The following is a 14424-nucleotide window of genomic DNA, read 5'->3' as shown; positions in this document are numbered from 1 at the left end:
CCCTGGCTGCCACCGCGGTGGCAGCTGCACTCAACCGTGGCCCGCAGGAGCAAGACATGAGCAGTGAATCCTACTGGTTGGACACCGCACCGGCCTTTGGCCTTGGCCAGGTGGGCCCTGTGGAGGGGCAGGTGGACGTGGCCATTGTCGGCGGCGGTTTTACCGGCCTGTCGGCGGCCCGCGCGCTGGCGATGAAGGGCGCACGGGTGGCGGTGTTCGAGGCGGGCCGGGTGATTGGCGAGGCGTCTGGCCGCAACGGTGGCCAGTGCAACACGGGGGTGGCCCAGGACTACGCGGCGCTGTCGGCCAAGCTGGGCGCCACCCAGGCGCGCGAGTTTTACCAGGCCTACGAAAGCGCGGTGGCCAGCGTCGATGACATCGTGCGCAGCGAGGGCATCGACTGCAATTACCAGCGCAACGGCAAGTTGAAGCTGGCGGCCAAGCCCGAGCATTTCGCCGGCATGGCCAGGACCTATGAGTTGATTCGCCGCGAGGTGGACGCCGACGTCGAGCTGCTGTCGGCTGAAGACGTGCGCAGCGAGGTGGACTCGAGGCAATTTCACGGCGGCCTGCTGCAGCGCAACGGCGTGCAGATGCACGTCGGGCGTTTCGGTGTGGGCCTGGCCGAGGCGGCGGCGCGCAAGGGCGCGCTGATCTACGAGCACGCCGCGGTCAGCCAATGGCAGGCCAAGGCCGGCGGCTACCAGGTGCACACCGCGCGCGGTGCGGTACAGGCAGGGCAGTTGCTGCTGGCCTCCGGGGCGTCGCAGGTGGGGGACTTGAACTGGTACCGCCGGCGCATGGCGCCCGTGGGCAGTTTCATCATCGTCACCGAGGTGTTGCCCCAGGCGGTGCTGGCGCGCCTGCTGCCGGCCCAGCGCTCGTACGTGACCAGCCGCATCATCGGCAACTATTTCCGCGTTACCCCCGACAACCGCCTGCTGTTCGGCGGCCGGGCGCGCTTTGCCATGTCCAGCCCGCGTTCGGACGCCAAGAGCGGCGAGATTCTGCGCGCCGCCCTGGCGCAGATGTTCCCTGAGCTGGCCCAGGTGCGCATCGACTATTGCTGGGGCGGCCTGGTGGACATGACCGCCGACCGCTTGCCGCGCGCAGGCTCCCACGACGGCATTTTCCATTCCATGGGCTACAGCGGCCATGGCGTGCAGATGTCGGTGCACATGGGCCGGGTGATGGCCGATGTGCTGGACGGCAACGCCGCCGCCAACCCCTGGCGCAGCCTGGACTGGCCGGCCATTCCGGGGCATTTCGGCAAACCGTGGTTCCTGCCGCTGGTGGGCGCGTATTACCGCCTGCAGGACCACTTGCACTGATTGAACCTGCTTTCGCTTCAAGCACGTTCGCGGCCAACCGCGAGCCCTTCGTGTAACCCGATTATCGACAGGTAGCACCGCCATGACAGACAAAAAAGTCGAATCCGCGCTTATCACCGGCCCCGACAGCGTACGTATCTTCGAAGGCTTGAACCGTGGCATGTCGCGCCGTGAAGCGCTGCGCATACTCGGCGTGGCCGGCATCATGGCCAGCAGCGTGGGTGGTTTGCTGGGCGGCGCCGGCTCGGTGTTCGCCGCCGAGGCCGACGCCGGCCCCGCCACCGTGGGCAAGAAGGGCGGGCGCATTCGCGTGGCGGGCATGTCCTCGTCCACCGCCGACACCCTGGACCCGGCCAAGGGCGCGTTGTCCACCGACTACGCCCGTCAGTACATGTTCTACAACGGCCTGACCCGTTTCGACTCGCACCTGGTGCCGCAGCTGGAACTGGCCGAGAAAATCGACCACACCGACGCCAGCCTGTGGATCATCACCCTGCGCAGCGGCGTCACCTTCCACAACGGCAAGTCGCTGACCGCCGACGACGTGGTGTTCTCGCTGACCCGCCACAAAGACCCGGCCACCGGTTCCAAGGTGATGCCGCTGATGGAGCAGTTCGCCGAGATCAAGGCCACCGGCCCGCTGGAAGTGCAGATCAAGCTGACCGCGCCGAACGCCGAGCTGCCGTCGATCCTGGCGGTGTCGCACCTGTTGATCGTGCCGGCCGGCACCACCGACTTCAACCTGGGGATTGGCACCGGGCCGTTCACCGTCAAGGAGTTCCGCCCCGGCGTGCGCTCGGTGGCGGCGCGCAACCCCAACTACTGGAAGCCGGGCCTGCCGTACCTGGACGAGATCGAGTTCATCGCCATCTCCGACGAGCCGTCGCGGGTGAACGCGCTGCTGTCGGGCGACGTGCACATGATCAACGAAGTGAACCCGCGCTCCACCCAGCGCATTGCCGCCAGCGCCGGGCATAAAGTGGTGGACGCGCCGTCGGGCAACTACACCGACATGATTTTGCGCCAGGACCAGATGCCCACCCAGAACGCCGATTTCAGCCAGGCCATGAAGTACCTGCTGGACCGCGAACAGGTGAAGTCGGCGGTGTTCCGTGGCTACGCGGTGGTGGGCAACGACCACCCCATTGCGCCGGGCTCGCGCTACTACAACGCCGACCTGCCGCAAACCCCGTACGACCCGGACAAGGCGCGCTTCCTGCTGAAGAAGGCCGGCATGAGCAGCGTGAAGATGCCGCTGGTGGCCTCGCCGGCGGCTACCGGCTCCGTAGACATGGCGGTGCTGCTGCAGCAGTCGGCCAAGCAGGCCGGCCTGGACCTGACCGTGAACCGCCTGCCGCCGGACGGCTACTGGTCCAACCACTGGATGAAGCACCCCATCAGCTTCGGCAACATCAACCCGCGGCCGAACGCCGACATCATCTTCTCGCAGTTCTTCCAGTCCACCGCGCCGTGGAACGAGTCGGGCTGGAAGAACGAACAGTTCGACCAGTTGCTGATGACCGCGCGCGGCGAGACCGACGATGCCAAGCGCAGCCAGATGTACAAGGACATGCAGACCCTGGTGCACGACCACTGCGGCATCGGCATCCCGGTGTTCATCAGCAACATCGACGGCGTGGATGCGCGCATCAAGGGCTACGGCAGCAACCCGCTGGGCGGCTTCATGGGCTACATGTTCGCCGAACAGGTGTGGCTGGACGCATAAGCCCGTAGCCGCTGCCGCCAGGCTGCGCTGGCCCTGAGCCTCGCTGGATATCTTCGGGGTTCACCCCGGCCAGCGCAGCCTGCGGCAGCGGCTACAACGGCGGGGCACAAACCTTAGGTGCAGGAGACGTACCATGCACAACACTCTGTACTGGCTGATCGCGCGGCGCCTGGGGCTGGTGGCCCTGACGCTGCTGATCGTGTCGATGGTGGTGTTTGCCATCACCGCGGTGCTGCCCGGCGACGCCGCGCAGCAGGCCCTGGGCCAGTTCGCCACGCCCGAACAGGTGGCGGCGCTGCGCACCCAGCTGGGCCTGGACCAGCCCGGCATCGTCCGTTACCTGCACTGGCTGGGTGGCCTGGTCACCGGCCACCTGGGCGAGTCGGTGTCCAACGCCATGCCGGTCAGCGAGCTGATGGCCGGGCGCCTGCCCAACACCCTGATGCTGGCGGCCGTGACCGCGCTGGTGTCGGTGCCGGTGGCGCTGACCCTGGGCATCGTCTCGGCCATGCGCCGTGGCGGGCGCCTGGACAGTGTGCTGAGCTTCTGCACCCTGACCCTGGTGGCCGTGCCGGAATTTCTGGTGGCGACCCTGGCGGTGCTGATTTTCGCCGTCAAGCTGCGCTGGCTGTCGGCCTTGTCGTTCGCCGCCGAGGTGCACACGCCGCTGGAATTCCTGCGCGCCTATGCCTTGCCGGTGGTCACCCTGTGCTGCGTGATCGTGGCGCAGATGGCGCGCATGACCCGCGCCGCGGTCATCGACCAGCTCGACAGCCCCTACGTGGAAATGGCCCGCCTCAAGGGCGCCAGCCCCGTGCGCATCGTGCTGCGCCATGCGCTGCCCAACGCCATCGGCCCCATCGTCAACGCCGTGGCCCTGAGCCTGTCGTACCTGCTGGGCGGCGTGGTGATCGTCGAGACCATCTTCAACTACCCCGGCATCGCCAGCCTGATGGTGGACGCGGTCACCAACCGCGACATGGCCCTGGTGCAGGCCTGCACCATGCTGTTCTGCGCCGCTTACCTGGCGCTGGTGCTGGTGGCCGACGTGGTGGCAATCATTTCCAACCCGAGGCTGAGACAGCGATGAACAACGTCATTGGCAAGTCCGCTGGTTTCAAACCCCTGGCCCGCCCGCGCACCCCGGTGCTGGGCGTGGTGGGCGCCGTGGTGTGCCTGTTCTGGCTGCTGGTGGCCATCTTTGGCGGCCTGCTGGCGCCCCACGGCGTGGGTGACGTGGTGTCCAACAACGTCTTCGACGACCTGGGCCGCGCCTTCCCGCTGGGCACCGATTACCTGGGCCGCGACATGCTCAGCCGCGTGCTGATTGGCGCGCGCTTCACCGTCGGCCTGGCGCTGGTGGCGGCGGTGCTGGCCAGCACCCTGGGCACCGCGCTGGCGCTGCTGTCGGTGGTGTCGTCGCGCTGGCTGGACGGCTGCGTCAGCCGCCTGATGGACGCGCTCATCTCCATCCCCAGCAAGATGCTGGCGCTGGTGGTGGTGTCGGCCTTCGGCGCCTCGGTGGAGCTGCTGATCGCCACCGCGGTGCTCAGTTACGCGCCGGGCTGCTACCGCATCGCCCGCAGCCTGGCCACCAACATTGAAGCGCTGGAATACGTGCAGGTGGCACGCACCCGTGGCGAGCCGCGTTGGTACATCGCCTGCGTGGAAATTCTGCCGAACATGCTCAACCCGGTGCTCACCGACCTGGGGCTGCGCTTCGGCTTCATCGTGCTGCTGCTCAGCGGCATGAGCTTCCTGGGCCTGGGCGTGCAGCCACCGGACGCCGACCTCGGTTCGCTGGTGCGCGAGAACATCGGCGGCCTCAGCCAGGGTGCGCCGGCGCTGGTGATTCCGGCGCTGGCCATCGGCTCCATGACCGTGGGCATCAACCTGCTGATCGACAGCATTTCCAGCCGTCGCCAGCGCAGCAAGGGAGGGCACTGAATGAGCCATCTCATCCAAGTCAAAGACCTGCGGGTGAATGCCTGTGGCGACCACGGCGAGACCGAGATCGTCAAGGGCGTGAGTTTCAACCTGGAGCGCGGCGAGGTGCTGGCGCTGATCGGTGAGTCCGGTTCGGGCAAGACCACCATCGCCCTGTCGCTGCTGGGCTATGCCCGCCGCGGCTGCCGCATTGCCGGTGGCCAGGTGCGGGTGGGCGACGACGACCTGCTGGCCCTGAGCGAAAGCGAGCTGCAGGCTCTGCGTGGCAACCGCGTGTGCTACGTGGCGCAAAGCGCGGCGGCGGCCTTCAACCCGGCGCAGAAGCTGATCGACCAGGTGCTGGAGGGCGCGTTGATCCACGGCGTGGGCGGCAGCCGCGACGAGCTGCGGGTCAAGGCCATCGAGCTGTTCCGCGACCTGGCCCTGCCAGACCCGGAACACATCGGCGAGCGCTACCCGCACCAGGTCTCGGGCGGGCAGTTGCAGCGCGTCATGGCGGCCATGGCGCTGATCAGCGACCCGCTGCTGGTGGTGCTCGACGAACCCACCACGGCGCTCGACGTGACCACCCAGATCGACGTGCTGCGCGCCTTCAAGCGCGTGGTGCGCGAGCGCGGCGCCACGGCGGTGTACGTCAGCCACGACCTGGCGGTGGTGGCGCAGATGGCCGACCAGATCATCGTGCTCAACGGCGGGCAGATCCTGGAGGACAACGGCACCGCCGCGTTGCTCAAGTCGCCCAACCACGAATACACCCGCAGCCTGCTGGCCGCGGCGCGCCCGGCGGCGAAGATCCGCGTGGACGATGTGGCGCGCGGCAACACGCCGCTGCTGACTATCCAGGGCATGACCGCCGGCTACGGCCCGCGCGACCTGCATGGGCTGCCGCGCATCCGCGTGCTGGAAGACATCGACCTGACCCTGCACCGTGGCCAGGCTATGGGCATCATCGGCGAGTCGGGCTCGGGCAAGTCGACCCTGGCGCGGGTGGTGGCCGGCCTGCTGCAACCGGCGCGCGGCGCGGTGCTGTTCGACGGCCAGCCGCTGTCCGGCGACCTCAAGGGCCGCAGTGCCGACCAGTTCCGCCGCATCCAGATGGTGTTCCAGAACGCCGACACGGCGCTGAACCCCATGCACAGCATCGCCAACATTCTCGGCCGGCCGCTGCGCGCTTACCACGGCCTGAAGGGCGCGGCGCAGCGCAAACGCATCGATGAGCTGCTGGACCTGGTGAAACTGCCGCGCAGCCTCGCCGAGCGCCGCCCGGGCGCCTTGTCGGGCGGGCAGAAACAGCGCGTCAACCTGGCCCGCGCGCTGGCGGCCAAGCCGGACCTGATCCTCTGCGACGAGGTGACCTCGGCGCTGGACACCGTGGTCGGCGCGGCCATTCTCGAGCTGCTGGCCGAACTGCGCCGCGAGCTGCAGGTGTCGTACCTGTTCATCAGCCACGACATCTCCACCGTGCGCGCCCTGTGCGACGACGTGGCGGTGATGTACAGCGGCCATATCGTCGAGAGCGGCAGCCGCCAGGCCTTGGCGCAGGCGCCGTTCCACCCTTACACCAACCTGCTGATCAACTCGGTGCCGGCCCTGCGCCAGGGCTGGCTGGAAAGCACCGCAGTGGCCTGCAAGCTGCCGCCCATCAGCGCGCCCACGGCCAACCAGCGCGAGCTGTGCACCTTCCTCAACCGCTGCCCGCTGCGCGTGGAAGGCCTGTGCAACCACACCGCGCCCAACCGCCGCGCCATCGTCGGCGGCAGCGAGATACTCTGCCACCTGGACAGCCCGCAGCTTACCGCTGGCCAACCGACCCTTATTTTGCCCACCCAGGGAGCCTACGCATGAGTGCCCGTTTTGTCCGCCTGGCCGAGCAGCAACGCCCGGCCGTTCACCTCAAGGTCGATGGCCAGCCGGTGCAGGCGCTGGAAGGCGACACGCTGATGGTGGCGCTGCTGACCTGCGGCGACAGCCTGCGCGGCTCGGAATTCGACAACGGCCGCCGCGCCGGCTTCTGCCTGATGGGCGCCTGCCAGGACTGCTGGGTGTGGACCCGCAGCGGCGAGCGCCTGCGCGCCTGCAGCCAGGAGGTGCGCGATGGCCTGGACATTCTCACCGCACAACCGGAGGCACTATGGCCACTGCGCGGGTAACCATTGTCGGCGCCGGGCCTGCGGGCATCCGCTGCGCCGAGACCCTGCTGGCCGCGGGCATCCGCCCGACGCTGGTGGACGAGGGCCGCCGCGCCGGCGGGCAGATCTACCGGCGCCAGCCCGAAGGGTTCACGCGTGACTACGCGCAGCTGTACGGCAGCGAGGCCGGCAAGGCCCGCGCCCTGCACGAACGCTTCGACCAGTTGCGCGCGCAGCTGGACTACCGCCCCGACACCCTGGTGTGGAACCTGGCCGGCCAGCAACTGTGCTGCGCCAGCCAGGGCCGCCATTCGGCGCTGGACTACGACGCGCTGGTGCTGTGCACCGGCGCCACCGACCGGCTGCTGCCGGTACACGGCTGGCAGCTGGCGGGCACCTACAGCCTGGGCGGCGCGCAGATCGCGCTGAAAGCCCAGGCCGTGTCCATCGGCGCCAGCGTGGTGTTCATGGGCACCGGGCCGCTGCTGTACCTGGTGGCCAGCCAGTACGTGAAGGCCGGCGCCCAGGTGGCGGCGGTGCTCGACACCTCGCCGCTGTATTCGCGGCTGAAAGCCACGCCCAAGCTCATGGCGCGCCCCGGCGTGCTGGCCACCGGCGTCAGCCTGCTGGCGGGCCTGTACCAGGCCGGCATTCCGGTGCACCTGGGCGTCACGCCGCTGCAGATCCACGGTGACGAGCGAACCGGCGTCGAGGGCGTGACCGTGCGCACCGGCAAGGGCGTGCGGCTGCACGTGCCGTGTGACGCCGTCGCCTTGGGCTACCACCTGCGCCCGGAGACCCAGCTGGCGGACCTGGCCGGCTGCGCCTTTGCCTTCGACGAGGCGTCGGGGCAGTGGCTGCTGCAAACCGACGAAGACGGCCGCACCTCGCTGGCCAACGTCTACGCCGCCGGTGACGGCGCGCGCATTCGTGGCGCCGACGCGGCGGAAGCGGCGGGGCGCCTGGCGGCCCTGGCGCTGCTCAAGGATCTGGGCCTGCCGGTGGCCGACGACGCGGTGGCCACCCAGCGCCGCATTTTGGCGCAAATGGACCGCTTCCGCCTCGGCCTGACCCAGGCGTTCCCGTGGCCGGCGGCCCAGGTCGAGCACCTGCCGGATGAAGCCATCGTCTGCCGCTGCGAGATGATCAGCGCTGGTGAACTGCGCGGTGTGGTGCGCGAGAAGGGCGCCTGCGAGGTCAACCGCGCCAAGGCCTTCAGCCGCGTGGGCATGGGCCGTTGCCAGGGCCGCTACTGCTCCCAGGCCGGCGCCGAAATCATTGCCGCCGAGGCCGGGGTGCCGGTGCGCGAAGTCGGCCGCCAGCGCGGCCAGGCGCCGGTCAAACCCTTGACCCTGAGTTTGCAGGAGGTAGCGCCATGACCGTGCAAAAGGCAGACGTAGTCATCGTCGGTGGCGGTTTCATGGGCGCCGCCGCGGCGTTCTTCCTGCGTCAGCATGGCCGTTCGGTGATCTTGCTGGAGCGCGACCAGATCGGCCAGTACGCCAGCGGCGTCAACTTCGGCAACGTCCGCCGCCAGGGCCGCTACCTGTGCCAGCTGGAACTGTCGAACCGCTCGTTCCACCTGTGGAAACGCCTGCCGGAGCTGATCGGCGAAGACCTGGAGTTCCTGCCCAGTGGCCACATGCGCGTGTGCTACGACGCCGCGCACATCGCTGACCTGGAGGCCTATGCCCAGGCGCCGGAAGCCCGCGAGCTGGACCTGCAGATTTTCAGCGGCAAGGCCTTGCACGAACGTTTCCCGTTCCTGGGCCCGGAGGTGCAGGGCGGCTCCTACGCCCCCCACGACGGCCACGCTAACCCGCGCCTGGCCGCCCCGGCGTTCGCCCGCGCGGCCATTCGCGCCGGCGCCACGGTGCATGAACGCACCGAGGTGCGCGAGGTGCAGAAGGTGGGCGGCGATTTTTACATCGACACCACCGACGGCCGTCGCTTCAGCGCGCCGAACCTGCTGGTGACCGCCGGCGCCTGGGGCGACAAGCTCTCGGCGCAGTTCGGCGAGCCGGTGCCGCTGGACACCAACGGCCCGCAGATGGCCGTCACCGAGCCGGTGCCCTATGCGCTGAAGACGGTGATTGGCGTGTACACCAAGATCCCCGAAGAGGTGATCTACTTCCGCCAGATCGCCCGCGGCAACATCGTCATTGGTGGTGGCTACCGCAGCAAGCCGGACATGCTCAAGCGTCGCGCCCACGTGGAGCCGCGCAGCATCCTCAACCAGATCAGCCAGATGCGCCGGCTGGTGCCGGGCATCGCGCCGTTGAACATCATCCGCGTGTGGAGCGGCATCGAGAGCTACACCCCCGATTCGTTGCCGATCATGGGCCCCAGCGGCCAGGTGGACGGCCTGTACTACGCCTTCGGCTTCTGCGGCGCCGGCTTCCAGCTGGGCCCGGGCGTGGGCGCGGTGATGGCCGAACTGATCGCCACCGGCAGCACCAGCACGCGCATCCACGACTTCCACATCAACCGCTTTGCCCCCGTAGCAGCTGCCGAAGGCTGCGTCCGGCGCTCGTGACGCGGCCTCTGGCCGCTGCTACGTTTGAATTGTGAGAACCTGATGAACACCCGCACCCTGGATATCCTCAAGCAACTGATCAGCTTCGACACCACCTCCAGCCAGTCCAACCTGGCGCTGATCCACTACGTGCAACAGCTCCTCAACGCCCAGGGCATCGACACCACCCTGGTGCACGACGAAGCCGGCAGCAAGGCCAACCTGTTCGCCAGCGTTGGCCCCAGGGACGTGCCCGGCGTGCTGCTGTCGGGGCACACCGATGTGGTGCCGGTGGCCGGCCAGGCCTGGACCCGGCCACCGTTCCAGGCCACGCTCAGCGACGGCAAGCTCTACGGCCGTGGCAGCTGCGACATGAAGGGCTTTATCGCCGTGGCCCTCGACGCGCTGCTGAGCGCCGCGGGGCAGCCGCTGCAACGGCCGTTGCAACTGGCGCTCAGCTACGACGAAGAGATTGGCTGCGTGGGCGTGCGGCGCCTGCTGGACGTGCTGCACCTGGCGCCGCAGCGGCCGTTCCTGTGCATTGTCGGCGAACCCACCAACATGCACTTTGCCCTGGGCCACAAGGGCAAGGCCTCGTACCGCGTGCACTGCCACGGCCAGGAGGCGCATTCGTCGCTGGCGCCGCTGGCGGCCAACGCCATCCACCTGGCCAGCGACTTCATCGGCAGCCTGCGCAACGCCCAGCAGCGGCTGCAACAGCAGGGCGCCCACGACGACGCCTATGACATTGCCTACAGCACCGTGCACGTCGGCCGCATCGACGGCGGCAAGGCGCTGAACATCGTGCCGAACCTGTGCACCCTGGAATTCGAGATCCGCCACCTGCCGGCCGATGACCCCGAGGTGATGCTGGCGCAACTGGCCGAGCAGGCCGAGGCCATTGCCCGCGAGGCGAAGAAGGTCAGTGGCGTGGCGGATATCCGCATCGAAAGCCTGAACGCCTACCCGGGGCTGGACACCTCGCCCACGGTTGACGCCGTGCGTTGGCTGAAGGCCTTCGCCGCACCGGAGACGGCGCAAGTGAAGGTGGCGTTCGGCACCGAAGGCGGGCTGTTCGCCCAGCGCCTGAATGTGCCGGTGGTGGTGTGCGGGCCGGGCTCGATCGAGCAGGCCCACAAACCCGATGAGTACGTGGAGCTGGCGCAGCTGCAAGCCTGCGAACGCCTGCTGCAAACCCTGCTCAAATCCCTGTAGCAGCGGCCAAAGGCCGCGTCCCAGACACCGCATAGCCCCGGGACGCGGCGAGGTTGCATCACACCTTGAACTGCAACACCACCTGATTCAACTGCACCGCCAACCGCGACAGCTCGCCACTGGCCGACGAGGTCTGGTCGGCGCCCGCCGAGGTCTGGATCGACAGGTCGCGGATGCTGGTCAGGTTGCGGTCCACCTCGCGGGCCACCTGCGCCTGTTCCTCGGTGGCGGTGGCGATGCTGACGTTGCGCTCGTTGATCTGCACGATGGCCGCGGTAATCTCGGCCAGCGCCTGGCCAGCGCCCTGGGCCACTTCCAGGCTGGCGCGGGCGCGTTCGCTGCTCTGGCCCATGGAGGTCACCGCCTTGCTGGCGCCGCCCTGGATGGAGACGATCATGGTCTCGATTTCCGCCGTGGACTGTTGGGTGCGATGGGCCAGGGCCCGTACTTCATCCGCCACCACCGCGAAGCCACGGCCGGCGTCACCGGCCCGCGCCGCTTCAATGGCGGCGTTCAGGGCCAGCAGGTTGGTCTGCTCGGCCACCCCGCGAATGACGTCCAGCACGCCGCTGATGTCCTTGAGTTGCAAGGCCAGGCCGTCGATTTCCACCGCGGTGGCGCCCACGGATTCGTGCAGGGCGTTGATCACGCTCAGGGTTTCATCCACGCGCTGGCGGCCGTTTTCCGCCGACTGGCTGGAGTCGCGGGCGGCAGTGGAGGCCAGGGCGGCGTTGCGCGCCACCTCTTCGACGGCGGCGCTCATCTGGTTGATGGCGGTGGCGGCCTGGTTGATTTCGTCGTTCTGGCGCTGGATGCCGTGCAGGGCGTCCTGGGTCAGGGCGGCCATCTCTTCAGAAGTGGACGCCAGGTGGTTGGACGAACCGCCCAGCTCGGCCAGGGTGCGTTGCAGGTTGGCCTGCATGCGCGCCAGCGCCGCCAGCAGGCGGCCGGGCTCGTCGCGGCCATCGACGACAATGGGCTTGCTCAGGTCGTTGGCGGCGATCTGCTCGGCCACTGCCAGGGCGCGGGCCACCGGGGTCACCAGGCTGCGGGTGAACAGCGTGGCCAGGCCCAGGGTGGCGGCCAGGGCCACCAGGATGGCGCCGATGGTCACGTTGCGCGCCTGGCCGTAGGCATCGTTGGCCACCACGTCAGACTCGGCCATGGTCTGGTTGACCTGCTGGGCCACGGCGTCGATGTCGCTGCTGAACTGGTTGCCGGCCACGGTCTGCTCGCCGGTGGGCTGGCTGAGGGCGGTGGCAACGTCGTCACGCTTCTGTTCGATGGCCTGCAGGAAGCGCGTGTGCACTTCCAGGTAGCGGCCCATGGCGGTTTCCAGCTGTGTGTAGGCCTGCAGCCCGGCGTCGCTGCGCAACATGGCCTTGAGCTTGCGCACGTCGGCCTGCAGATCGTCGCGGCCGCGGTTGATGCTGGTGCGCGCCAGGTCTGCGCCCTGGCTGCTCAGGGCCACGCGCAGGTTGGTGTTGCCCAGGCGGATGGTCAGCAGGTCGCTCTTGATTCGGCCGATGGTCTGCACGGCGGGCAGCACCTGCTCCTGGAGGGTGGCGCGCGAGCCTTTCAGCTGGCTGAACTGCAGCAGCGAAAACAGCCCGAGGGCGGTGATCAGCAGGGCGAAAAAGCCGAAGCACAAGAGTGATCGGGGGGCGATGTTCAGGTGGCGAAGGTTCATCAAGAAGGTCTCGATAGTGGCAAAGTAATACCCTTCTTTCGGCATGAAACGTTTAAGCTTGAGGCCCGGAATAGACACTTCGGCAACTTTGTATAGACCGGTACGTCAAAATTAAGCAGCACCTGCTGCCGGCGGCTTTTTTTCAGCATTCGCCACCGTTGCCACGGCGTATTCGGCATCCGCGCGCGGCGCATGTTTTTAGACTGGACCTACCGTGACTCACAGGACCCGTCCCATGCTGCGCAACCGACTGAAAGACCCCACCCTGTTGGCCGAACGCGCCTACATCAACGGCCAGTGGCTGGCCGCCGACACCGGCGCCACCCTGGACGTACTCGACCCGGCCACCGGCGCGTGCATTGCCCGGGTGCCGGCACTGCTGGGCGCCGAGACGCGCCATGCCGTCGCGGCTGCCGAGGCTGCGCTGCCGGCCTGGCGCGCCCGCCCGGCGGCCCAGCGCGCGCTGTTGCTGGAGGCCTGGCACCAGGCGATCCTCGACAACCTCGACGACCTGGCGCTGATCATGACCCTGGAGCAGGGCAAGCCGCTGGCCGAGGCCCAGGGCGAGATTCGCTACGGCGCCAGCTTCGTCAAATGGTTCGCCGAGGAAGCCCGGCGCATCTACGGCGACACCATTCCGGCGCCCGCCGGCGACCGCCGCCTGCTCACGCTCAAGCAGCCGGTGGGCGTGTGCGCCGCCATCACGCCGTGGAACTTCCCCACCGCGATGATCACCCGCAAGTGCGCGCCGGCGCTGGCGGCGGGCTGCACCATCGTGGTCAAGCCGTCGGATTTGACGCCGCTGTCGGCCCTGGCCCTGGCGGTGCTGGCCGAGCGCGTGGGCATCCCGGCCGGGGTGTTCAACGTGGTCACCGGCTTGCCCCAGGCCATCGGCGCCGAGCTGACCGGCAACCCCACCGTGCGCAAGATCTCGTTCACCGGTTCCACCGCCGTGGGCCGCCTGCTGATGCGCCAGAGCGCCGAGCACATCAAGCGCCTGAGCCTGGAACTGGGCGGCAACGCGCCGTTCATTGTCTTCGACGACGCCGACATCGAGCAGGCCGTGGCCGGGCTGATGCTGAGCAAGTTCCGCAACGCCGGGCAGACCTGCGTATGCGCCAACCGCATCCTGGTGCAGAGCGGTATCTACGAGCGTTTCGCCGAGCGCCTGCTGCAGGAAGTCGCCACGCTGAAGCTGGGCAATGGCCTGGAACACGGCGTGACCCTGGGCCCGCTGATCAACCACGCGGCGGTGGAGAAGGTCGCCCGCCACGTCGACGATGCGCTGGGGCAGGGCGCACGCCTGCTGTGCGGCGGCGTGCCGGATGCCACCAGCCCCTTCGTGGCGCCGACGGTGCTGGCCGATGTGACCACCGGCATGCTCTGCACCCAGGAAGAAACCTTCGGGCCGCTGGTGCCGTTGATTCGCTTCGACAGCGAAGCCCAGGCCATCGCCATCGCCAACGACACGCCCTATGGCCTGGCGGCGTATTACTTCACGCAGAACCTGCAGCGTTCGTGGCGCGTGGGCGAGGCCCTGGACTTTGGCATGGTGGGGCTGAACACCGGGGTCATTTCCATGGAAGTGGCGCCGTTTGGTGGCGTGAAACAGTCGGGCCTGGGGCGCGAGGGTTCGCGCTATGGCTTGGACGAGTACCTGGAAATCAAGGCCTTCCATATCGGCGGTGTCTGAACCAGACGCAGCCTTCGGCAGCTTGTGTCTAGAAGAAGGAATAGAATCCGGGGTGAGAGCGGTGAATGGCAGGTTGTTCAGCAGCAGTGTTGATAAGCACGTGTAGCAGCAGAACCGCCATTCACCTCTCCGCTCTGGCTATAAGCCCGAACAGTTGAACGAGCCTACCTCGAACATC

At 68.2% G+C, this 14424-nt stretch carries 11 protein-coding genes; 10 read left to right on the top strand and 1 reads right to left on the bottom strand.

Annotated elements, in window-relative coordinates; genetic code table 11:
- Positions 1–56: 56 nt before the first annotated feature.
- The 9 genes from AC0Z2B_RS26990 (at position 57) to argE (ending at position 10863) form a co-directional block, all read left to right on the top strand.
- The gene (locus AC0Z2B_RS26990) at positions 57–1331 is read left to right on the top strand and encodes an NAD(P)/FAD-dependent oxidoreductase (protein WP_476300691.1); all 1275 of its coding nucleotides are present in this window, start codon (positions 57–59) and stop codon (positions 1329–1331) included.
- A gap of 82 nt (positions 1332–1413) precedes the next feature.
- Positions 1414–3057, top strand: a complete 1644-nt coding sequence (locus AC0Z2B_RS26985; protein WP_476300689.1) for an ABC transporter substrate-binding protein — start codon at positions 1414–1416, stop codon at positions 3055–3057.
- A 133-nt stretch (positions 3058–3190) separates the two neighbouring features.
- Positions 3191–4147: an ABC transporter permease gene (locus tag AC0Z2B_RS26980; protein ID WP_416423823.1), complete on the top strand. Its 957-nt coding sequence runs from the start codon at positions 3191–3193 to the stop codon at positions 4145–4147.
- Complete coding sequence (locus AC0Z2B_RS26975) at positions 4144–5004, top strand: ABC transporter permease (protein WP_476300688.1); 861 nt, start codon at positions 4144–4146, stop codon at positions 5002–5004. The genes AC0Z2B_RS26980 and AC0Z2B_RS26975 overlap by 4 nt, the downstream gene beginning before the upstream one ends.
- Positions 5005–6849 carry an ABC transporter ATP-binding protein gene (locus AC0Z2B_RS26970; protein ID WP_476300686.1) on the top strand — a complete coding sequence of 615 codons (1845 nt, stop codon included), beginning with the start codon at positions 5005–5007 and terminating at the stop codon, positions 6847–6849.
- Positions 6846–7154 (top strand): (2Fe-2S)-binding protein, encoded by a 309-nt coding sequence (locus AC0Z2B_RS26965; protein WP_416423826.1) that lies wholly within the window; start codon positions 6846–6848, stop codon positions 7152–7154. The genes AC0Z2B_RS26970 and AC0Z2B_RS26965 overlap by 4 nt, the downstream gene beginning before the upstream one ends.
- On the top strand, positions 7136–8512 hold the full coding sequence (locus tag AC0Z2B_RS26960; protein ID WP_476300684.1) for an FAD/NAD(P)-dependent oxidoreductase: 1377 nt from the start codon (positions 7136–7138) through the stop codon (positions 8510–8512). The genes AC0Z2B_RS26965 and AC0Z2B_RS26960 overlap by 19 nt, the downstream gene beginning before the upstream one ends.
- Positions 8509–9669 carry an NAD(P)/FAD-dependent oxidoreductase gene (locus tag AC0Z2B_RS26955; RefSeq protein WP_476300682.1) on the top strand — a complete coding sequence of 387 codons (1161 nt, stop codon included), beginning with the start codon at positions 8509–8511 and terminating at the stop codon, positions 9667–9669. Before AC0Z2B_RS26960 ends, AC0Z2B_RS26955 begins: the two co-directional genes overlap by 4 nt.
- 42 nt (positions 9670–9711) lie before the next feature.
- A complete protein-coding gene (gene argE, locus AC0Z2B_RS26950; protein WP_476300680.1) occupies positions 9712–10863 on the top strand; it encodes an acetylornithine deacetylase in 1152 nt (383 codons plus the stop codon).
- Positions 10864–10921: 58 nt separating this feature from the next.
- Here argE and AC0Z2B_RS26945 read toward each other — a convergent pair whose 3' ends face one another.
- A complete protein-coding gene (locus AC0Z2B_RS26945) occupies positions 10922–12553 on the bottom strand; it encodes a methyl-accepting chemotaxis protein (RefSeq protein WP_476300678.1) in 1632 nt (543 codons plus the stop codon).
- A 235-nt stretch (positions 12554–12788) separates the two neighbouring features.
- Between AC0Z2B_RS26945 and AC0Z2B_RS26940 the strand changes: the two genes are divergently transcribed.
- The gene (locus tag AC0Z2B_RS26940; RefSeq protein ID WP_476300676.1) at positions 12789–14246 is read left to right on the top strand and encodes an NAD-dependent succinate-semialdehyde dehydrogenase; all 1458 of its coding nucleotides are present in this window, start codon (positions 12789–12791) and stop codon (positions 14244–14246) included.
- The last annotated feature ends 178 nt before the right edge of the window (positions 14247–14424 follow it).

This window comes from Pseudomonas sp. GYB4201, assembly GCF_056312595.1.
Note: the sequence above shows the minus strand (reverse complement) of the source record. Positions and strands in the feature narration are given on the sequence as shown.